We start from the raw sequence: 24853 nt of genomic DNA on the forward strand, positions 1-24853 counted from the left end.
AATTGCAGTACGCGCCAATGACCATCCTCTTCCTGTGCTACCACAAAGTGCAACAATGGAGCTCGTTGCAGATCAATACGATAGCGACGTGGATCAAAATGTTGAGCTAACTGGTCACGGATCGGCCCATCAACCGGGTCTAATGTCAGTTCAATAATTGACAATTGAGCCTGACGCCAAACCACTTGAGCAGGCGCTGATAACCCTTGCCAAACAAAGGCGGTACGCAGAATATCGTGGCGATTAACTACCTGTTGCACCGCTGCCAGATAACGATCCAACAATGAACGATCAGCAAAGACCATTTGGCTGACCAATAGATACGGGTCACCTCCATTCGCCAGCAGATGGTGGAACAGAATACCGTCCTGCAACGGTGACAAGGCATAGATATCCTGAATATTAGCCACCCCACCCGGCACTTGTTCCACGATATGGTCAATTTCAGGTTGGGTCAGCTCAATCAGCGGCAACATCTCAGGTGTGAGCGCCGTGGTCGACGGGGTAATGACATTCGTCGGCACCACCACCGCCGGTGATTGCCCTACTGTTTGGGCAAATGCCGATAACACCGGGAATTGAAACAGGTCACGCACCGCCAGCGTTAGTCCAACATGGCGCAGGCGTTCAATCATCCGCACTGCAAGCAGAGAATGACCGCCCAAGGCAAAGAAACTGTCGTGCCGACTGATCTGTTCAATACCTAACAATTCGCTCCAGATAGCGGCCAATAGGGTTTCTGTTTCTCCCTGCGGTGCTTCATAAACCTGTCGGGCAAACGCTTCCTCCCCCGGCACTGGTAATGCCCGACGATCCAATTTGCCGTTTGGCGTCAACGGGAAAGTATCCAGACGTACAAAGGCCGTCGGCACCATATAATCCGGTAAAATGGTACTCAGATAGGTATGCAGACGGTTAACTAACTCCTCGTCCGCTTCTGTTACCACATAAGCCACCAACCGTTTGTCCTGACCGTCGCCCAGTACTTGCACAACCGCTTCATGCACTGCCGGATGTTCCTGCAATCGGGCTTCGATTTCTCCTAGTTCAATACGGAAACCACGTATTTTCACCTGCTGGTCATTACGTCCCAGGAACTCCAAATTGCCGTCTGGCAGGTAACGGGCCAAATCCCCGGTTCGGTACATACGGGCATCCGGCTTATCACTAAACGGATCTGGCAGAAAACGTTCCGCGGTCAATTCAGGACGATTGAGATAGCCACAGGCAACCCCATCTCCACCGATATAAATCTCACCGATTACTCCCTGCGGCACTAACTGACCATAGGTATCCAACAGATAAACCCGTGTATTAGCTATTGGTCGACCAATGGGGATACGAGTCACTTCTGGCGATAATTCTGTGATACGGTAAGTGGTGGTAAAGGTGGCGCCCTCACTTGGTCCATAGCCATTTAATAACTGTTGCGGCGGGCTATCACGTAAAACCTGCGCCATCACATGGGGATCAAGGACATCACCGCCAACAATCAGAATCTTGATTTGTGGCAACACCGGAGACAATTCTGCCGCCAGCCGGTTAAACAGCCCGACACTCAGCCACAGCACCGTAATACGATAAGTCTGTAATGCCTGAACGAATTCTTTAGGCGTCAGCAATGTGGTGTGATCAATCACCACCAGCGTACCGCCATTGAGCAATGGCGCCCAGACTTCAAAGGTGCTGGCATCAAAAGCCGGGTTGGCCTCAAACGCCACCCGATCATCCGGCCCGATTTCAGCGTACCCATTATTGATGACCAGTCGAACCACAGCGCGGTGTGGCACCATTACCCCTTTTGGCGTGCCAGTCGAGCCGGAAGTGTACATAATATAAGCTAGCTCGGTACTGGACCTAGGCAAGTCAAGATTAAGGTAATCCTCCTCCCTGATAATACCCATCTCATCAGCAAGGCAATACGTGGGAATAGCCAGATCAATCGGGATATCAGTGAGCAATAATTTGGCTGAACAATCGCTTATCAGCCAGTTTTTCCGCTCATCTGGCACACGGGGATCGATTGGCACATACACGGCCCCGGCTTTGAGAATTGCCAATTGAGCCACAACCAGCTCAATAGATCGTTCTAACAACACCACAATCCGATCATCCAACTGTACCCCTCGCTTAATTAACTGGCGGGCCAGTCGGTTGGCACGAGCATTTAATTCGGCATAACTGAGAATGTACTCTTCATACACCAACGCTACTGCATCAGGGGTTTTCTCCGCCTGCTGTTCAAACAACCGATGAATGCATGTCTGGTCAGGATATCGCGTCTGGGTTGCATTCCAAGTTTCCAGTAACAGCTTGCGCTCCACCACGGTCAGGATATCGATTTTCCCAACTGGCTGTTGAGGGTTAGTCGCCATCTCTCGTAGTACGGTATGGAGATAGCCCATCTGCCGCTCAATGGTAAGTTGATCAAATAGCGCAGTGGAATAATTCAGATAACCGACAATTCGACCGTCCACCTCAGACAGGCTCAACTCAAGATCAAATTTAACAATATCAATGTATTGATCGGCCGGTGAAACCGTCAGTCCCGGCATCCGCCATTCCATGCCTTCATTGTTTTGCCAGGCAAACATCACTTGGAACAGCGGAGTATGCGCCAGGTGACGTGGTGGTTGTACGATTTCCACTACCTGTTCAAACGGTAGATCCTGATGCTCCTGTGCCGCCAGCGCAGTTTGTCTCACACGCTCCAGCAATTCTGCCACATTGGGGACGCCGGATAAGTCCATACGCAACGCCAATGTATTCACAAAAAAGCCGATCAGGGACTCCATTTCCTGCCGACTACGACCGGCACTTGGCGTACCGATAACCAGATCTTCCTGACCTGATAGGCGTGATAAGACTGTTGCCCAAGCAGCCAGCAACGTCATAAATAACGTGACGCCCTGTTGCTCACTCAAACGTTTAAGAGATTGGGTTAATTCCGCATCCAGATTGACGGGCAATAAAGCCCCGGCAAACGACTGCTGAGATGGACGTGATCGATCAGTAGGCAAATCCAGTAGAACCGGCGCGTCTGCCAGACTCATTCTCCAATAGTCAGATTGGATTTGTAACCGCTCCGCCGACAGCCACTGACGCTGCCAGGCGGCATAATCAGGATACTGAATTGCCAGTGGCGGCAACGGATCTGGCAGCCCCATTGAAAAAGCGGTATAGAGGGCGCTTAATTCGCGCATCAATACGCCAGCCGACCAGCCGTCTGACACAATATGATGCTGAGTCAGCAAAAAGACGTAATCATCGTCAGCCCGTTGTATCAGACCCGCTCGGATTAACGGACCACCAGCAAGATCAAACGGCGCCTCCGCTTCCTGTACACATAAACGCTCAAACTGTTTATCTGCATCAGACACTTTGCGCAAATCGTGTTTGCTCATCGGCAAACCCAATTCAGCCGGCAACAATTCGACTTTAGGCTGACCATCCACCGAGATAAAGATGGAACGCAAAGCCTCGTGACGGGCAAACAAGCGATTCAGCGCCTGCTGCCAGGCGACGATATCCAACTGACCATGTAAACGCAGGGCCATTGGGACATGATAGGTCTCGCTAACCCCCTCAAATTGCGCCAGGAACCATAGACGCTGTTGAGTAAATGACAAAGGTAATGCGCCGCCCTCGCGGGATATCGGTACCATAGCAGACACGCTATTGTTCTGTTCACCAAGCTGAATCCCCATTACCTCAGCAAAGGCTGCCAATGTCGGTGATTTAAATAACGTGGTCAGCGGCAATTCAATGCCTAAAGCCGCTATTCGGTTCATCATTCGCACCGCCAACAACGAATGGCCTCCTAGGGCAAAGAAGCTGTCATACCGCCCCACCTGCTCAATCCCCAGTAACTCACGCCAGATAGCCGCCAGTGCTATCTCTGTTTCGCCTTGTGGCGCTTCGTAAATCTGACGGGAAAATGCTTCTTCGTCCGGTGCCGGTAAAGCTAGACGGTCCAGTTTTCCATTTGGCGTCAACGGCAGTGTATCCAAACGGACAAAAGCCGCCGGCATCATATAATCCGGCAAAATTGCGCTCAGGTGAGTACGCAGGCTATTCGCCAACTCATCGTTTTCTTCTGCCACCACCCAGGCTACCAAACGCTTATCGTGCCCCTGACCCAGCGCTAACACCACCGCTTCACGCACCGCCGGGTACTCTATCAACCGGGTCTCAATTTCACCCGGTTCAATCCGGAAGCCCCGAATTTTAATCTGCTGGTCATTACGACCAACAAATACTAAATTGCCATCTGGCAGATAACGGGCCAAATCCCCGGTCCGATACATCCGCGCATCCGGCATCTCACTAAACGGGTCAGCTAAGAAGCGTTCAGCCGTCAGTTCAGGTCGATTAAGGTAGCCACGCGCCACACCCTCCCCACCAACATACAACTCACCCACTACCCCCAATGGCACAAGCTGGCGGTAGGTGTCCAACAAATAAATCTGGGTGTTCGCCGTCGGATAGCCGATAGGCACTAACGTATCCGTGTAGTCTGGCGGGCAACGCCAAGTCGTCGCACACACCGTGATTTCTGTCGGGCCATAGGCATTAAACACCGTCGCCCGACGACAAAGTGTCTGAAATAGTGCAGCACTAGGTGCTTCACCGCCTAATATCACTGTCGGTGTTATCGTCAGCGCCGGTAAATCTCCCCCATCCCGAAGCAAAGCCGGGGTCAAACAGGCATGGGTCACTGCCTGTTGTTCCAGATAATGCCAGAGGCGAAGCGGGTCCTGACGGACGATATCGACAGCAATAACCAGACAGGCCCCACTTCCCAACGCCATCATGATTTCCCAAACACTGGCATCAAAACTCAACGAGGCAAACTGCAACATCCGGCTATCCGAGTGAATGCCAAACTGAGTGATTTTATCCCGGATAAGATTGATTAGCCCACGATGCTCAACCATCACACCTTTTGGTGTGCCAGTTGAACCCGAGGTGTAAATCACATACGCCAGATGCTGTGCAGTCAGTGCGGTCACTTGCGGGTTACTGTCCGGCTTATCCGGCAAAGTATTCGGATCCAGTACAGTGAATCCTGCAAGCGCTTTCTCACCCAGTGCGACACATCCGGCATTATCCGCCAGCACAATAGCCGGTGCTGCATCAGTCAAAATATGTGCCAAACGTTCCCTCGGATAAGCCGGGTCCAATGGAACATAGGCTCCCCCCGCTTTCAATACAGCCAGCAAGCCCATGACCATCGTCGGTGAACGTGTAACACAAATCGCCACTCGTTGGTCTGGCGCAATACCCAGCGCAATCAGTTGATGGGCCAAGCGGTTAGCGCGAGTATTCAATTCCGCATAGCTGTACCTCTGTTCTTCATACACCAGTGCCGTGGCATCCGGTTTTTTCTCCACTTGTTGTTCAAATAATTGATGGATATACAACGGATCAGAATAGGCAGTTTCAGTCGCATTCCAGGTTTTTAATAACAATGTGCGTTCAGACTCGGGCAAAATTTCCAATGTCCGTACCGGCGTTTCCGGGGCCAGCTCAAGTATTTCTGCCAAACTTTCCAGCGCTTGTTGCATATAACCGCACACCCGCTCCGGATCAAATGGCTGAACAATTTGCGCTGTTAGCCCCAGCGCATTACCAAAATCCTCCACCGATAGAGTAAACGGATAGTTAGTGCGTTCCTGCGCGCCAAGAAACTCAACACCATTCATGATTTCATTCGAAGTCGCAGATAACGCACTGTGCCGGTAGTTCAACAAAGCACTAAAGAGTGGAACTTCACCTTGTACCCCACTGCAACGTTGAGCCAGCGCCAGTGAAGCGTGTTCATGCTCCAGTAATTCGGCTAACCGGGCATGTGCTGCCTGTACACTCCCCCGTACTGGAGTATCATCCATATCCAGCCGTAACGGCAAGGTATTGATAAACAGCCCCATACCGCTGTCAGCACCTTGTCCTGTCTGCATACGCCCAAACAATACGGTGCCGAATACCACTTTCTCCTGTCCGCTGGTACGCGACAATACCTGTGCCCAAGCCAGATGGCACAGCGCGGCCAGACTGACACCCAAACACCGGGCCTGACTACGCAAGCGGTTGTTCAGTATCGCGGGCAACATTCGGTACGATTGGGTCATCTGAGAACCATCCCGATGTACTTCCGTCAATCCGAACGGCAACGTCGGTTCATCCACATCTGCCAACATGTCAGTAAAGAAACGGGTATGCTCTGCCTGATTCACCCCAAGACGAACCTGAGCCACCAGATTGCGGAAAGGGACCGGTGCCGGTAAGCTCTCTTCCTGCCCGGTAAGGTACGCCTGAACTTCGCGGCTCATCACATCCATTGCGGTATGATCGCCAATCAGATGATGCTGTAATTGCAGTGCAATCCAGCGACCATCCGTTTCCTGTGCAATAACAAAACGTAACAGTGGCGCCTGGCCCAGATCGAGACGATGCTGACGCGGATCAAAACGTTGAGCCAATTGCTCATAAACCGGCCCGTCAGCAGGATCTAATATCAGTTCCACAACTGATAACGGCGCCTGACGCCAGACTACCTGAACCGGCGCAGATAATCCTTGCCAGATAAAAGCAGTACGTAGAGTATCGTGGCGATTAACCACCTGTTGCACTGCCGCCAGATAACGATCCAACAATGAACGATCAGCAAAGACCATCTGGCCGACCAATAGATATGGATCGCCTTCATTGCTTAATAAGTGGTGGAACAGAATCCCGTCCTGCAACGGTGACAAAGCATAGATATCCTGAATATTAGTCATCCCACATGGTACTTGTGCAATGATATGGTCAATCTCAGTTTGGGTCAGCTCAACCAACGGCAACATTTCAGGTGTGAGTGCCGTGGTGGCCGGGGTGATGACATTCTCCGGCACCACCACCGCTTGTGACTGCCCTACTGTTTGGGCAAATGCGGACAACACCGGAGATTGGAACAGATCATACACCGCCAGCGTTAATCCCGCGTTACGCAGACGTTCAATCATTCGCACCGCAAGCAGAGAATGGCCGCCCAAGGCAAAGAAACTGTCATGCCGACTGATCTGTTCGATACCCAACAACTCGCCCCAGATGGCGGCCAATAGGGTTTCTGTTTCCCCTTCCGGCGCTGCATAAACCTGACGAGCAAAAGCATCCGCCCCCGGCGCTGGCAGTGCTCGGCGATCTAGCTTACCGCTTGGGGTCAGAGGGAAGGCATTCAGGCGTACAAAAGCGGCCGGCACCATATAATCAGGCAAAATGGCGCTCAAATATTCGCGCAGGCTCGCCGTCAATCCGTCATCTGGCTCTGCCACCACATAAGCCACCAGCCGTTTGTCCTGCCCGTCACTTAACACCAGCACCAATGCGCCACTTACCGCAGGATGCTCCGTCAGCCGCGTTTCAATTTCCTCCGGCTCAATACGGAACCCCCTGATTTTAACCTGCTGATCGTTACGGCCAACAAATACCAGATTGCCGTCCGGCAGGTAACGGGCTAAATCCCCAGTGCGATACTGGCGGGCATCAGGTTCATTACTGAACGGATCTGTTAGGAAACGTTCAGCGGTCAACTCAGGACGATTGAGATAACCACGAGCAACACCCACGCCACCGATATACAATTCCCCCACCGCCCCCAACGGTACCGGCTGACCATAAGCATCCAGCAGATAAACCCGTGTGTTGGTTGTTGGGCGTCCAATAGGAACCCATGCATCTGTATAGTCTGATGGGCAAGACCAAGAGGTGGCGCAAACCGTAATTTCCGTCGGGCCATAATCATTGAATAGATTTGCCCGATCACACAACGTCCGGAACAGGGTTGAACCTGGCGCTTCTCCTGCAAATATTAACGTAGGCTTTATCGTTATTACCGGTAAATCGCTCTCTTCCCGGAACAGAGCCGGTGGCAGGAAAGCGTGCGTTACTGCTTGTTTTTCGAGATAAGACCAAAGACGACGCGGATCATGACGGATGATATCGGTAGGAATAACCAGACAAGCCCCGCCACTTAACGCGGTCATGATTTCCGAGACACTGGCATCAAAACCTGATGAAGCAAATTGCAATATCCGACTGGTTTCATCAACGCTAAATCGGGTAATTTGAGCCAGAGCCAAGTTAACTACCCCGCGATGTTCCACCATCACCCCTTTCGGCGTGCCGGTCGAACCTGAGGTGTAAACCACATAGGCCAAATGTCGTTCAGTCAATTCAGGTATCTGCGGATTACTGTCCGCCTGGTCAAACTGGATATTCGGATCAAGCATAATCAGGTCTGCAAGCGCCTTCTCACCCAACGCAGCACGTCCAGTATTATCCGCCAACAAAATAGCCGGCTCGGCATCAGCCAGAATATGCCCCAGACGCTCGCCAGAATAAGTCGGATCCAGTGGCACATAGGCGCCCCCGGCTTTCAGCACCGCTAACAACCCGATTATCATTGCTGGCGAACGTGCCACACAAATCGCCACTCGCTGATCCGGCATTACACCCAACGTAATCAGTTGATGCGCCAGCCGATTAGCACGCACATTTAATTCAGCATAACTGAGGATGTGCCGTTCATAGACTAGCGCCGTGGCATCCGGATTTTTCTCTGCCCATTGCTCAAACAGTCGGTGAATACAACTGTGATCTGGATACGACATTTCGGTCGTGTTCCAGGTTTCCAATAACAGTTTGCGTTCCGCCACGGTCAGGATATCGATTTTCCCGACCGGCTGTTGAGGGTTAGCCGCCATCGCCCGCAGTACGGTATGGAGATAACCCACATGTCGCTCAATGGTCGCTTGATCAAATAGCGCGGTGGCATAATTCAGATAACCGACAATTTGACCGTCCACCTCAGACAGGCTCAATTCAAGATCAAATTTAGCGATATCGATGAGTTGCTCGACAGGTGAAACCGTCAATCCCGGCAGCCGCCATTCCGTGTTCTCATTATTCTGCCAGGCAAACATCACCTGAAACAGCGGGGTATGCGCCAGTCGGCGTGGCGGTTGCACGATTTCCACCACCTGCTCAAAAGGCAGGTCCTGATATTCCTGTGCCGCCAGCGCGGTTTGTCGCACCCGCGCCAATATTTCCTCCACATTGGGTTCACCGGATAAATCCATCCGCAACGCCAGCGTATTCACAAAGAAACCAATCAGAGATTCCACTTCCTGCCGACTACGACCGGCACTCGGCGTACCAATAACCAGATCTTCCTGGCCTGATAGACGCGACAGAACCGTCGCCCAAGCCGCTAACAGGGTCATAAATAACGTGACGCCCTGCTGCTCACTCAAGCGTTTAAGGGATTGGGTTAATTCCGCATCCAGACTGACGGGTAAGATATTTCCGGCAAATGACTGCTGAGACGGACGTGGCCGATCAGTAGGCAAATCCAAGAGAATCGGCGCATCGATCAGTCTCGCACGCCAATAATCAGATTGGGACTGTATACGTTCAGCCGACAGCCATTGACGCTGCCAAGCGGCGTAATCAGGATACTGAATCGTCAACGGAGACAATGGGTCCGGTTGCCCGGTAAGAAAAGCGGTGTAAAGGGTGTTCAATTCACGCATCAATACGCTGACAGACCAGCCATCGAAAATAATATGATGCTGAGTCAGCAGGAAAACGTGTTCATCATTAGCCAGTTGTACCAGAGCGGAACGAATTAACGGGCCACGAGCAAGATCAAACGGCGTACCAATTTCCTGAACAGAGAAAGACGCAAGCTGCGCCTCCACATCAGGTGTGTTACGCAGATCATATTGCTTCATCGGCAAGCCCAATGCCGCCGACAACAATTCCACCTGCGGCTGGCCGTCAACAGCAACAAAAACAGAACGCAACGCTTCGTGACGGGCAAACAGAGTATCAAGCGCCTGTTGCCAAGCGGCGATATCCAGGCGACCCTGCAAACGCAAAGCTAGCGGAATATGATAAGTCTCACTCACCCCCTCAAACTGCGCCAAGAACCACAGACGCTGTTGCGCAAATGACAACGGCAATTGGCCTTCACGGGACAGCGGAATGATAGCAGGCAATGCCTCGCCTGATGCATCAAACCGGGCACGCATCGCCTCAGCAAAGGCCATCAACGACGGGAATCTAAACAGCGTGGACAGCGGTAATTCAATCCCTAACGCCGCTAGCCGGTTTATCATTCGCACCGCCAACAGCGAATGGCCGCCCAGTGCGAAAAAGTTGTCATACCGGCTAATCCGCTCAACGCCCAGTAATTCACGCCAGATAGCCGCCAATGTGGTTTCCATCTCTCCTGATGGCGCGGTGTAAATTTGCCGGGCAAAATCTTCTTCCCCCGGTACCGGTAGCGCCCGACGGTCCAGCTTGCCATTCGGGGTCAGCGGGAAAGCATCCAGGCGGACAAAAGCGGCCGGCACCATATAATCCGGTAACACCGCACTTAAGTGAGTACGCAGATGGTTAACCAACTCGTCATTCGCTTCTGCCACCACATAAGCCACCAACCGTTTGTCCTGTCCGTCGTCCAGAACCAGTACAGCAACTTCATTCACCGCCGGGTGTTCCAGCAATCGAGCTTCAATTTCCCCCGGTTCAATGCGGAAACCACGGATTTTCACCTGCTGGTCATTACGGCCCAGGAATTCCAAATTGCCATCCGGTAGATAGCGGGCCAAATCCCCGGTTCGGTATATCCGGGCATCCGGTTCGTCACTAAATGGATCCGGCAGGAAACGTTCTGCGGTCAGTTCAGGACGATTAAGATAACCACAGGCAACCCCATCTCCGCCGATATAAATTTCCCCTTCCGCACCCAACGGTACTGGTTGACCACTTGTATCCAACAGATAAATTCGCGTATTGGCTATCGGTCGACCAATAGGGATTCTCACCACTTCCGACAGTAACGCTGTAATACGGTAGGTGGTGGTAAAGGTAGTGCCCTCACTTGGTCCATAGCCATTTAATAACTGTTGCGGCGGGTTATTACACAGAACCTGCTTAATCACATGTGGCTCCAGCACATCGCCGCCGACAATCAGGGTTTTGAGCTGCGGGAGAGCCGGGGACAACTCTGCCGCCAGCTGGTTAAATAGCCCGACACTCAGCCACAGTACGGTAATGCGGTAACTCTGTAATGCCTGAGCAAATTCTTTAGAAGTCAACAAAGTCGCATGATCAATCACCACCAGCGTACCGCCATTGAGCAACGGCGACCAAACTTCAAAAGTGCTGGCATCGAAAGCCGGATTAGCTTCAAACGCCACCCGATCATCCGGCCCAATTTCGGCATACCCGTTATTGATGACCAGTCTAACTACCGCACGATGCGGCACCATGACCCCTTTGGGTGTACCGGTCGAGCCGGAGGTATACATAATATAAGCCAGCTCAGTACTGGAGCGGGGCAAGTCAGGATTGCGGTAATCCTCCGTCCTGATAGCGCCGATCTCATCGGCTAGGTCAACCGGGATATCAGTAAGCAATAATTTGGCTGAACAGTCGGTCATCAGCCAGTGCTTCCGCTCATCCGGCACTCTGGGATCGATCGGCACATAAACAGCCCCGGCCTTGAGGATAGCCAACTGAGCCACCACCAGTTCAATAGAACGTTCTAACTGCACGGCGACCCGGTTATCCGGCTGGATACCCTGCCCAATTAACCAGTGAGCCAGTTGGTTGGCACGGGCATTTAATTCGGCATAGTTGAGAATGTGTTCTCCATACACCAGCGCTATCGCATCAGGAGCGCTTTCTACCTGCTGTTCAAATAGCTGGTGAATACAACGCAGGTCCGGATATGGCGCCTGAGTCGCATTCCAGGTTTCCAGCAACAACCTTTTTTCTGCTGCCGGCAAGATATTCAATGCCCGTACTGGTGTCTTTGGTCGCTGCTCAAGGGCCTCTGCCAGGCTTTCTAGCGCCTGTTGCATATAACCACATATCCGCTCTGGATCAATCGGTTGAACAATTTGCGCAGTCAATCCCAACGCGTGACCAAAATCCTCCACCGACAAGACAAACGGATAGTTCGTGCGCTCTTGCTCGCTAAGGACTTCAATACCGCTGATGATTGCATCCGTGGTAACTGGCTGCGCACTATGCCGGTAGTTCAGCAAAGCACTAAAGAGAGGCGCTTCCCCCGATACCCCACTGCAACGTTGAGCCAGCGCCAATGACGCATGTTCATGCTCCAGCAATCCAGCTAACCGGGTATGGGCTAACCGCACACTCTCCTGCACCGAGGTATCATCCATATCCAGCCGCAACGGCAAGGTGTTGATAAACAGCCCCATGCCGCTGTCAGCCCCTTCCCCTGCCTGCATCCGCCCAAACAGCACGGTGCCGAACACCACTTTCGTCTGTCCGCTGGTACGCGACAACACCTGTGCCCAAGCCAGATGGCATAACGCAGCCAAACTGACGTCCAGACGCCGAGCCTGACTGCGCAGACGATCATTTAACGTAATGGATAACATCCGGTGCGATTCCGTTACCTGTGAACCATCCCGATGTACCTCCGTCAACCCGAACGGCAACGTTGGCTCGTCCACTTCAACCAACATGTCAGTAAAGAAGCGAGTATGTTCGGCCTGACTCACCCCCAACCGGGCCTGAGCCACCAAATTGCGGAAAGGGACCGGCGCAGGCAAGCTATCTTCCTGTCCGGCAAGATAAGCCTGAACCTCACCGTTCATCACTTCCAGCGTCGTATGGTCGCCAATCAGATGATGCAACAATTGCAGTACGCTCCAGCGGCCATTCTCCTCCTGCGCTATCGCAAAGCGCAGCAAAGGTGCTTGGTTCAAGTCGAGGCGATGATGACGTGGGTCAAAATATTGAGCTAACTGGTCACGAATCGGCCCATCAACCGGATCTAATGTCAGTTCAGTGACTGACAATTGAGCCTGTCGCCAAACCACTTGAGCCGGTGCCGATAACCCTTGCCAAACAAAGGCGGTACGCAGAATATCGTGACGGTTAATCACCTGTTGCATCGCCGCCAGATAACGATCCAGCAATGGACGATCAGCAAAATTCATCTGGCTGATTAACAGATACGGGTCACCTTTATTCGCCAGCAGATGATGGAACAGGATGCCATCCTGCAACGGTGACAGGGCATAAATATCCTGAATATTGGCAACTCCACCCGGCACCTGTTCAATGATATGGTCAATCTCAAGCTGGGTCAGCTCAATCAACGGCAACATCTCAGGTGTGAGCGCCGTGGTCGCCGGGGTAATGACATTTGTCGGTACTATCACCGCCTGTGACTGCCCTACTGTTTGGGCAAATTCAGATAACACTGGGGACTGGAATAAATCCCGTACCGCCAGAGTTAACCCGGCATTACGCAGACGTTCAACCATCCGCACCGCCAGCAACGAATGACCGCCCAGAGCAAAGAAGCTGTCATGCCGACTGATCTGTTCAATACCCAACAACTCGCTCCAGACAGCGGCCAATAAGGTTTCTGTCTCTCCTTGCGGCGCGGCATAAACCTGACGGGCAAAAGCTTCCTCCCCCGGCGCAGGCAACGCCCTGCGATCCAGTTTGCCATTTGGCGTCAACGGGAAAGTATCCAAGCGTACAAAAGCTGCCGGTACCATATAATCCGGCAAAATGGCGCTCAGATAGACACGTAAGCTGTTAACCAACCGGTCATCCGCTTCTGCCGCCACATAAGCCACCAACCGTTTATCCTGATCATCGCCCAAAGCCAGCACCAGCGCTTCACTCACCGCCGGGTGTTCCAGCAATCGAGCTTCGATTTCCCCCGGTTCAATACGGAAACCACGGATTTTCACCTGCTGGTCATTACGGCCTAGGAATTCCAGATTGCCATCCGGCCGATAGCGGGCCAAATCCCCAGTGCGATACAGGCGGGCATCTGGCTCATCACTAAACGGATCGGCCAGAAAACGTTCTGTCGTCAAATCAGGGCGGTTGAGATAACCTCGTGCTACCCCCACACCGCCAATATACATTTCTCCAACCGCGCCTAACGGCACCGGCTGGCCGTTAGTATTTAGCAAATAAATTCGTGTGTTAGCTGTCGGACGCCCAATAGCAATGACGCCCTCAGTGTAGTCTGACGGACAACACCAGGTAGCAGCACACACCGTGATTTCTGTTGGTCCATAGGCATTAAACACCGTTGCCCGACGACTCAATGCCTGAAGCAGTGTTGCACTCGGCGCCTCACCACCGAGTATCAACGTCGGTCTTATTGTCATCTCCGGTACATCACTCCCTTCCCGGAGCAAGGCTGGGGTCAGGCAAGCGTGGGTTATCGCCTGTTCTTCCAGATAATGCCAGAGATAGCGAGGATCCTGACGCACCGCATCGACAGGGATCGACAAAATGGCTCCACTACACAATGCCATCAGGGTTTCCCAGACACTGGCATCAAAGCCAAATGAGGCAAACTGCAACATCCGGCTCCCCGGATGAATATCAAACTGAACGATTTTTTCCTGAATCAGGTTAACCAGCCCACGATGTTCGACCATCACGCCCTTTGGTATGCCGGTCGAACCGGAGGTATAAATCACATACGCCAGATGGCGTGGAGTTAATACCGATATCTGCGGGTTGCTATCCGGTTGGTTAAGCAATGAATTTGGGTCCAGTACAGTTAACGCCGCCAGCGCTTTTTCGCCTAACGCGGCATATCCAGCATCATCTGCCAGTACAATAACCGGCGCAGCATCGGTTAAAATATGAACCAGACGTTCCCCCGGATAAGCCGGATCTAGCGGTACATAAGCACCTCCCGCTTTCAGTACTGCCAGCAGCCCCACTATCCGCGCCGGCGAACTCGCGACACAAATTGCCACTCGCTGATCCGGTACCACTCCTAACGTAATCAGTTGATGCGCCAGCCGATTAGCACGGGCATTTAATTCAGCATAACTGAGGACTTGTCCTGCATACACCAACGCTGTGGCATTCGGATTTTTCTCCGCCCATTGTTCAAACAGTCGGTGAATACAACCGTGATCTGGATACGACATTTCGGTCGTGTTCCAGATTTTCAATAACAACTTGCATTCCGCCACGGTCAGGATATCGATTTTCCCGACCGCCTGTTGAGGGTTAGCCGCCATCGCCCGCAATACGGTATGGAGATAGCCCACCTGCCGCTCAATGGTCGCTTGATCAAATAGAGCGGTGGCATAATTCAGATAACCGACAATTCGGCCGTCCACCTCAGACAGGCTCAATTCAAGATCAAATTTAGCGATATTGATGAGTTGATCGGCAGGAGAAACCGCCACTCCCGGCAGTTGCCATTCCGTGTTCTCATTGTTCTGCCAGGCAAACATCACCTGGAACAACGGGGTGTGCGCCAGTCTGCGCGGCGGTTGCACGATTTCCACCACCTGTTCAAATGGCAGGTCCTGCTGTTCCTGTGCCGCCAGCGCGGTTTGCCGCACCCGCGCCAGCAATTCCGCCACATTCGGCGTACCGGATAAATCTATCCGCAACGCCAGCGTATTCACAAAAAAACCGATCAGGGATTCCACTTCCTGCCGACTGCGGCCAGCACTTGGCGTACCGATAACCAGATCTTCCTGACCTGACAGACGTGACAGCACTGCTGCCCAGGCAGCTAACACGGTCATAAATAACGTGACGCCCTGTTGCTCACTCAGGCGCTTAAGAGATTGAGTTAACTCCGCATCCAGACTGACAGGCAATAAGGCCCCGGCAAATGACTGCTGAGGCGGACGTGGCCGGTCAGTAGGTAAATCCAGCAGAACCGGTGCATCGACCAGCCTTGTACGCCAATAATCAGATTGGGACTGTATGCGTTCAGCCGACAGCCATTGATGCTGCCAGGCAGCGTAATCAGGATACTGAATCGTCAATGGCGGCAACGGATCTGACTGCCCCGCCAGAAACGCGGTGTAAAGGGTGCTCAATTCACGCATCAACACGCTGACAGACCAACCATCGAAAACAATATGATGCAGGGTCAGCAAGAAAACGTGATCATCGTCAGCCAGCTGTATCAGACTGGCACGAATTAATGGACCACTGGCAAGATCAAACGGTGTTTCAACTTCCTGAGCAGAAAGGAACGCAAGCTGTTCATCCACATCAGGCGTGTTACGCAGACCATATTTTTTCATCGGCAGGCCCAATGCCGCCGACAACAATTTCACCTGCGGCTGACCGTCAACAGCCACAAAAACGGAACGCAACGCTTCATGGCGGGCAAACAGCGTATCAAGCGCCTGTTGCCAGGCGACGATATCCAGTCGACCACGCAAATGCTGGGCCAACGGAATATGATAGGTCTCACTCACTCCCTCAAACTGGGCCAGGAACCACAGACGCTGTTGCGCAAATGACAACGGCAATTTACCCTCACGGGATAGCGGAACGATAGCGGGCAATACCTCGTCTGACTCATCAAACCGGGTGCGCATCACTTCAGCAAAGGCCATCAAAGACGGGAATCTAAACAGCGTGGACAAGGGCAATTCAATCCCCAACGCCGCTAGCCGGTTCATCATTCGTACTGCCAACAACGAATGGCCGCCTAAAGCGAAAAAGTGGTCATATCGGCTAATCCGCTCGACACCCAGTAATTCACGCCAGATAGTCGCCAATGTGGTTTCTATCTCTCCTAACGGCGCAGCGTAAATCTGCCGGGCAAAATCTTCTTCCCCCGGCACCGGTAATGCCCGCCGATCCAGTTTGCCATTCGGTGTCAATGGGAAGGCATCCAGACGCACAAAAGCAGCCGGCACCATATAATCCGGCAGTACCGTACTTAAGTGAGTATGCAGACGATTAACCAATGCTTCATCCGCTTCGGCCGCCACATAAGCCACCAGCCGTTTATCCTGACCATCATCTAGCGCCAGCACGACCGCTTCATTCACCGCCGGGTGTTCCATCAGTCGGGCTTCAATTTCCCCCGGTTCAATACGGAAACCGCGGATCTTAACCTGTTGGTCGTTACGGCCCAGAAATTCCAGATTGCCGTCTGGCAAATAACGGGCTAAATCCCCGGTACGGTACATTCGGGCATCTGGAATATGACTAAACCGGTCTGCTAAGAAACGTTCTGTCGTCAGCTCAGGACGATTGAGATAACCCCGTGCCACACCAGCCCCGCCAATATATAACTCACCTACAGCGCCTAACGGTACTGGCTGACCGTACTTATCCAACAGATAGAGGGTTAAGTCCGGGATACGCATGCCAATAGGACTCGTTGTCTGTTCTGCATCATAGCGAGTCAGAGCCCGGTAAGTGACGTGAACCGTGGTCTCGGTGATACCGTACATATTCACCAACTGAGGCAACGTCTCCTCACGCAGGGCATACCACGGCTTCAAAATACTCGGATCGAGGGCTTCCCCGCCAAAGATGATATAGCGCAAACAGTCCGGTAACGGATTGGCGACATAACTGGCAATAAAGGCTTTAAAAGCACTGGGGGTTTGATTCAACACCGTGATGCCATGCTGACACACGAATTGGTGCAGCTCTTGAGGTGAACGGGCAATCGCGTGCGGAACCAGCACCAGTTTAGCGCCGTAGCGTAACGCTCCCCATAATTCCCACACCGAGAAGTCAAACGCTATGGAATGGAACAGGCACCAAATATCTTGCCGGTTAAAGTGATACCATAATTTAGTCGCGTCAAACAAACGCAGGATATGACGATGTTCCACCATCACCCCTTTCGGCGTACCGGTCGAACCCGAGGTGTAAATCACATAGGCCAGATGCTGTGCCGTCAATGCCGGCACTTGCGGGTTACTGTCCGGCTGATCTGGCAGATTATTCGGGTCAAGTACCGTCAGCCCTGCCAGCGCGTCCTCTCCCAGCGCATCACGCCCGACGTTATCCGCCAGCAAAATAGCGGGGGCCGCATCGGTCAGGATATATGCCAGGCGCTCACCGGTATAGACCGGGTCCAGCGGCACATAGGCCCCCCCGGCTTTCAGCACCGCTAATACCCCCACCACCATTGCCGGTGAACGTGACACGCAAACCGCCACCCGCTGGTCCGGTGTAACGCCCAACGCTATCAGTTGATGCGCCAGACGGTTGGCGCGGGCATTGAGCTCGGCATAGCTGAGGATCTGTTCTTCATACACCAGTGCTGTGGCATCCGGACTTTTCTCTGCCCATTGCTCGAATAGTCGGTGAATACAACCGTGATCTGGATACGACGTTTCGGTTGTATTCCAGGTTTCCAGCAACAGCTTTTTTTCCGCTGCCGGCAAGATATTCAGTGTTCGTACCGGTGTTTCCGGACGCTGTTCAAGGGCCTTTGCCAGACTTTCCAGCGCCTGTTGCATATAACCGCATACACGTTCTGACTCAAATGGCTGCACCACCTGAGCGGTCAATCCCAACGTAGAACCGCCGTCCTCTACTGACAGCACAAACGGATAGTTGGTTCGTTCCTGCGCACCAAGGAATTCAATACCTGGCACTACCTTATTTGGCATCGCCGACTGATCATTATGTCGATAGTTCAACAAAGCACTAAAGAGTGGGGTTTCCCCCTGCACACTACTACAACGCTGGGCCAATGCCAGTGACGCATGTTCATGATCCAGTAATTCCGCCAGTCGAGTATGTGCTGCCTGTACACTGTCCTGTACCGGGGTATCATCCACATCCAGCCGTAATGGCAAGGTATTGATAAACAGCCCCATACCGCTGTCAGCGCCTTGCCCCGCTTGCATCCGACCAAACAATACGGTACCGAACACCACTTTCGTCTGTCCGCTGGTATGTGACAACACCTGTGCCCAAGCCAAATGGCACAAAGTCGCCAAACTGACGCCCAGACGCCGGGCCTGACTGCGCAGGCGATCATTCAACTCAGTGGGTAACATCCGGTACGATTCCGTCACCCGTGAACCATCCCGATGAACCTCCATCAACTCGAATGGCAGCGTTGGTTCATCCACCTCAGCCAACATGTCAGTAAAGAAGCGGGTATGTTCAGCCTCACTCATCCCCAATCGGGCCTGAGCCACTAGATTGCGGAAAGGGATCGGTACAGGTAAGTTCCCTTCCTGCCCGGCAATATAAGCCTGAATTTCACCATTCATCACTTCCAGCGTCGTATGGTCGCCAATCAGATGATGCAGCAATTGCAGTACGCTCCAACGACCGTCCTCTTCCTGCGCTACCGCAAAGTGCAATAAGGGTGCTTGGTTCAAATCAAGGCGATAATGTTGTAAGTCAAAATGTTGAGCTAACTGATCACGGACCGGCCCATCAATCGGGTCTAGTGTCAGTTCAGTGACTGATAATTGAGCCTGACGCCAAACCACTTGAACCGGAGCTGATAATCCTTGCCAAACAAAGGCGGTACGCAGAATATCGTGACGGTTAACCACCTGTTGCACTGCCACTAAATAGCTGTCCAACAGGGCGCGGTCAGCAAAGATCATCTGGCTAACAAATAGATACGGGTCACCCTTATTCGCCAGCAGATGATGGAACAGAATACCGTCCTGCAACGGTGACAAACCATAAATATCCTGAATATTGGCAACCCCACCCGGTACCTGAGCCACAATATGGTCAATTTCAGTCTGAGTCAGATCAATCAACGGCAACATTTCAGGTGTAAGTACCGAGGTTGCCGGAGTAATAACATTCGCCAGCACCAATAGCGCCGGTGATTGCCCTACTGTTTGGGCAAATTCAGATAACACCGGGGATTGGAATAAATCACGTACTGCCAGTGTTAACCCCACATTACGCAGACGTTCAATCATTCGTACCGCCAGCAACGAATGACCGCCCAAAGCAAAGAAACTGTCGTGCCGACTGACCTGCTCAATACCCAACAATTCACTCCAGACAGCGGCTAGCAGAGTTTCTGTCTCCCCTTGCGGCGCGGCATAAACCTGACGGGCAAAGGCTTCCGCCCCTGGCGCGGGCAACGCTCGGCGATCCAGTTTGCCGTTTGGCGTCAACGGAAAGGTATCCAAGCGTACAAAGGCCGCCGGTACCATATAATCCGGCAAAATGGCACTCAGATAGGCACGCAAGCTATTAACTAGCCCGTCATCTGCTTCTGCCGCCACATAAGCCGCCAGCCGTTTATTTTGACCATCGCCCAGAGCCAGCACCAGTGCTTCGTTCACAGCCGGGTGTTCCAGCAATCGGGCTTCAATCTCCCCCGGTTCAATACGGAAACCACGGATTTTCACCTGCTGGTCATTACGGCCCAAAAATTCCAGATTGCCATCCGGCAGGTAGCGGGCCAAATCCCCGGTCCGGTACAGACGGGCATTGGGTTCACCACTAAACGGATCGGCCAGAAAACGTTCCGCTGTCAAATCAGGGCGGTTGAGATAGCCTCGTGCTACCCCCACACCGCCAATATACAGCTCACCGACCGCGCCTAACGGCACTGGCTGGCCGTCAGTATTCAGCAAATAAACTTGTGTGTTAGCTGTCGGACGTCCAATCGCAATGACTCCCTCAGTGTAGTCTGACGGACAACACCAGGTAGCTGCACACACCGTGATTTCCGTTGGGCCATACGCATTAAACACCGTTGCCCGACGACTCAGTGCCTGAAGCAGTGTTGCGCTGGGCGCCTCACCACCGAGTATCAACGTCGGTCTAATTGTCATCACCGGCAGATCGGTCCCCTCCCGAAGTAAGGCCGGTGTCAGGCAGGCATGGGTTATCGCCTGCTCTTCCAGATAATGCCAGAGATAGCGAGGTTCCTGACGAATCATGTCGTCCGGGATCGCCAAAGCAGCCCCACTGCACAATGCCATCATGGTTTCCCAGACACTCGCATCAAAGCCAAATGAGGCAAACTGCAACATCCGGCTACCCGGATGAATATCAAACTGAACGATTTTTTCCTGAATCAGGTTAACCAGCCCATGATGTTCGACCATCACGCCCTTTGGTATGCCGGTCGAACCGGAGGTATAAATCACATACGCCAGATGGCGTGGGGTTAATGCCGATATGTGCGGGTTACTATCCGATTGGTCGGGCAATGAATTCGGGTCCAATACAGTTAACGCTGCCAGCACCTTTTCGCCTAACGCGGTACGTCCAGTATTATCTGCCAGTACAATAGTCGGCGCTGCGTCGGTTAAAATATGAACCAGACGTTCCCCCGGATAAGCCGGGTCTAGCGGTACATAGGCACCCCCGGCTTTCAATACTGCCAGCAGACCCACTATCCGCGCTGGCGAACTCGCGACGCAAATTGCCACCCGCTGCTCTGGTGAGACTCCCAACGTAATCAGTTGATGCGCCAGCCGATTAGCACGGGCATTTAATTCAGCATAGTTGAGAACGCGTTCTTCATACATCAGCGCTATAGCGTTAGGGGTTTTCTCCACCTGTAGTTCAAACAGCCGGTGAATACATAACCGGTCAGGATATACCGTTTCAGTCGCGTTCCAGGTTTCCAGCAGCAGCGTGCGTTCAGCTTCAGGCAACAAATTAAGTTGCCAGACGGGAATGTCATTCCGTTCATCTGCCGATAATGCCAACACCTGTAAATGTTCACTCATCCGCTGAACCACTTCCGTACTCAAACGGTTTATATCGTAAATCCAGCGAAAACCACCCTGAGTATTTATCTGGAGTGTCAGCAATTCACCTAATGCATTCTGCTCCCACGGTTTGTTATCCGGCATGAAAGAGACGGCAACTCGCCACGGGCGACTTGCTGTTAATGCCGGGATAACACACAGTGAAGGAGAACAAGAAAGGAGATCACGACAAAATGTACGATGTTGCGTCAGCCGTACAAGCTCATCCTCCATCCAATTCGCTACCGCATACCACGGCTGATCAAACTCCACCTTAACAGTCATTGGCACCACTGGCGCCAAAACAGACAACACATCCGATTCATCTTTTACCCTATCCACACACCAGCCGATTTGGAACTCGGTTTGATGAGTCAAACGTGCAAGATAGATAGCAAATGTCTGTAACAATGTCTGCAATGGTCTTTTTTCACCATTTTCTAACTTTTCACCATTTTCTAACAACGGAGATTGCCAGGCACTTAATGCCCATTCCGGTGCTGCTGACTTCCCGGCAGTTTCGAAAGGTAATTGGAGTGGCAGAAAAGAGGCAAGACGTTCACGCCAGAATGATTCACTGGGTGCCAATGCCTGGAGGATATCTTTTACATTCTGAGTCTGTTGTGAAGAAAGCAGAGGCAACTGCTTGCCTGGTCCAAGTTCTGATATATCAGCAAGTTCCCCGGCGGAAAGTAATTTACCTTCAAGTGTGGCAAACCCTCCGATCCTAACATCCTCACTTCCGGTTGTTACCTGCCAGGCATCCTCCTCTACAGCAATCAACGTACCGGGTGCCCCTCCAGAATAGTGATTCAGCCGTTGAAGCCAGGAAATTCGCACTGTGCCCCATTTCAGCAACAATTTCGGGCAACCCAGTGGATTTAAATAATTTTCGCCAAAATCTAATGCTCGTACTAAAGCTGAAAGTACCTCACCCGACTGCTGCCAACACAGATACCCCCCACTATCGGGACGACGAGACTGAGCATAAAAACTTCGTTGTGTCAGATCCTGCGGATAAGTCACCAACTTTTCCTGCTCAAGATCCCGAAGCAATTTGATAAACCCTTCCTGAGCTGCCTGATAACATTTCAGATTCAATGAAAATGCATTATCGTGTTCCTTAATAGATACCGGCCATTGCACCGCTATATCACCAGTGTCCACCCCCGCCTCAATACAATGCCACGAAATGGCGTAATGTGTCTCCCGCGCTAACAGTGCCCAAGAAGTGGTATGACTTCCCGCATAACGTGGCAAGGGGCTATTGTGATAATTAAAAGCACCGCAGCGAATCTGCCCAATCAGCGACACAGGCAGGATAATCGGATTAACGATGGAGAACAGCCAGTCCACAGGATGTTGTGCAATTTGCGCTTGTAATGCCTCGACAGAGTTCACACAAATAATCTCTTTCCGGGCAGCCCATGTTTGCAGGACGGTATCAGTCGTCAGTATTGCTTGTATTGTATGCCCGGCCGCCTGGATTTGTTCGGCACAGAATATTGCAAGGGTCGTTCCCCCGACCACGACGCAATTACGTGACAGAGCAGGTATATTCTTTACGTTATTGGCTATATTTTCTGATGTCTGAGAGAGAAGTTCGGCTTTAAGGATACTTTCCGCTTTTTTAGTAATACTATCTTTCATCTACTACCTCAATAAATCTGTTAGATATTTGGCAACTATCATTCTTAGCAATCATCACAAGTGTTTTTTTATTTTTGCCCCACTTATCCCAGGCGGAATAAAAATGGGCACGTTAAACATCAACTAAAATACTCAGGCAATGTTTTCTCTCTGGAATTGGATGTAAATAACTTATTTATTAGCAATTCTGTGATGATAACTTTCCTAAACCCGGGAAATGGTCATTTATGAAACGTAAATATATGTTCTATTTCACCCTTATTTTTTTGGATAAGCACTTTTGATTGATACTTAATTCCATTATTAACACAAGAAAACTTCGATAATTTATTGAAAAATAACACCACTCCTTCAAACAAGGAGCAGGTAAAATGCCATATTAAATACAACTCATTAAACATTCACAAATAAACCTTGTATATTTAATCACTTTAAAACATAAGTTTAAACTAAAATTAACTTCACTTGTCATTATTTTATAATAATAATCTTATGCAACTAATGTAAAAATTAATTATCTTTAACTTCATAAGAAAACAATTTCCAATTAAAATCAATCTAACTATATATTATCTTATAATAATGTAGTTAAGATCAACATTGATGGAATACCGTATTGCTCATAAGAAACATAAGATATGAATTATCGGATATCAGATGATATTTACCATCGCATGATGTAAATTGAAATGAGGTCCTATACCGTTTAGCTTGTAAACACTAGTGAACACATATATTAAAATCCCCTCCTCCACAATCAATATTAAAAGAGGGACATTTTATCTCTCAGAATCCATCACAGATTAAGAGAAGTCTTGCACAGTTAAATTTAGCAAAAACCGCCGTAAATCCCCGACCAATGCGAGGATGTCGCAAATGGAATCGTCATTTTTATCAGCAACTCAATCTGCCATTACTAACGAACGATAAGCCTTTTTTACCTTCCATAAATAGCGTGGAGCCTGAGGTGCTGGGTGATTATCCTGAACATACTGATAAAACTCATCCGGCGTCATGCGGTTTATTTTATTAACGGCTAACTGACGATCCACATTAAAAGTACGCAAAAGAGCACCCGCACCATTTACGTAGGCAACAATAGTGGCATAGTAGAGGGTCTCAGGGTTATCAATACCTGCCAGATGTTGCTCTTTCAGAATACTGATATAAGCAGTGCCAAGATCGATATTGGTTTTAGGATCTTTCAACTCACGAGTTGTCGGCTGACCAAGACGCCCTTTTTGTCGATACACATCTCGCCCTGCTGTCGATGCTTTAATCTGCATAAGACCAATTGCATTCGATTTACTGACCGCATCAGGGCGAAAATCGGATTCAACTTGAATAATCGCTCTGATCAACGTTTCATCAACGCCGTACCGATTGGATGCCTGTTGAATAAATGTATCAAAAGGCGTTGGCGGGAAAGAAGAAATTCTAGCTGCATTAGCAGTATTGCCACTAAGCATACGTTGCTGACCGGACTGTTTACCCGCATTTGTTTGCTGAACATTTCTCTCAGCACAACCGACTAACAGCACGATCAGTGCCATAAAACTCAGTCTTAATTTCACCCTATAATCCTCTGGATCAAATTTTACTAAAGCGCAGCATATACAATTTCGTTTACAATCTAAAAATATTTTTACTTAACT

General features: G+C 51.1%; 2 protein-coding genes (1 of these 2 only partly in view). Both read right to left on the reverse strand.

The window, feature by feature from the left end; genetic code table 11:
- Positions 1–23198, reverse strand: part of the annotated coding region (locus C6H66_RS25630) for a non-ribosomal peptide synthase/polyketide synthase (protein WP_146111043.1) (this coding region is incomplete at its 3' end). 21424 nt of the annotated region lie to the left of the window's left edge; 23198 of its 44622 annotated nt are in view.
- A 902-nt stretch (positions 23199–24100) separates the two neighbouring features.
- Entirely contained in the window at positions 24101–24772 is a 672-nt protein-coding gene (locus C6H66_RS10865; protein ID WP_046397553.1) for a transglycosylase SLT domain-containing protein, read from the reverse strand.
- Positions 24773–24853 lie beyond the last annotated feature (81 nt).

Origin of the sequence: Photorhabdus hindustanensis, from assembly GCF_002968995.1 — a bacterium.
In the GTDB taxonomy this organism is placed as follows: domain Bacteria; phylum Pseudomonadota; class Gammaproteobacteria; order Enterobacterales; family Enterobacteriaceae; genus Photorhabdus; species Photorhabdus akhurstii.